Below are 545 nucleotides of genomic sequence, written 5' to 3'. Positions count from 1 at the left end.
TTAAGGGGCCGTCCCCCAACGGCCCCCTCATGGCCCGTGTATCCCCCTTTAAGAAGAATCTTAGGAGGTCGGTCATATGGATATGGAGAATAAGAACATAAAAAGTTTACCATCTACTGATACGGCGGTTTCCGGCGGTAGCAACCGGGGGTTGATTAATCCATTTAAGGAGATTCTGAAGGTTTTGGACAAAATAGAGGCCGAGAATCCGAGTGTGGTAAGGGTTTCTCTTCAAGACCTCAAGGAAGCCGGCTTAGGTCCGATGGAGAGGGTTATAGTCAGGACGTTGATAACCACTTTTGACGTTGATAGGGAATACCTAATCGAAAACTTTACCGAGGACGAGATTAAGGAGAGAGCTGATGAAATTAAGATTAGTATCCAGGCCTTGAGGCGTAGGATTGAGGAGGAAAACCTTAAATGGGAAATGGAGCACTCTAACAATCTTTACGAGAGATATAAGCTTCTTAAGGAGACGAAGGAAGAGTTTGAGCTTTTAAGGTCTAAGGTTAAATGGGCAGACTTCTCCGAGAGTCGGAAGATTT

Annotated in this window: 1 protein-coding gene; it reads left to right on the top strand. The window is 45.1% G+C overall.

The window, feature by feature from the left end; genetic code table 11:
* Positions 1 to 76: 76 nt before the first annotated feature.
* On the top strand, positions 77 to 545 hold a 469-nt coding region (locus E3E33_RS10670), incomplete at its 3' end, for a hypothetical protein (protein WP_206203916.1).

It is taken from the genome of Thermococcus sp. GR5 (assembly GCF_012027535.1).
GTDB classification, from domain to species: Archaea; Methanobacteriota_B; Thermococci; order Thermococcales; family Thermococcaceae; genus Thermococcus; species Thermococcus onnurineus.
The sequence above is the reverse complement of the archived record's forward strand: the minus strand, read 5'-3'. Positions and strand labels throughout refer to the sequence as shown.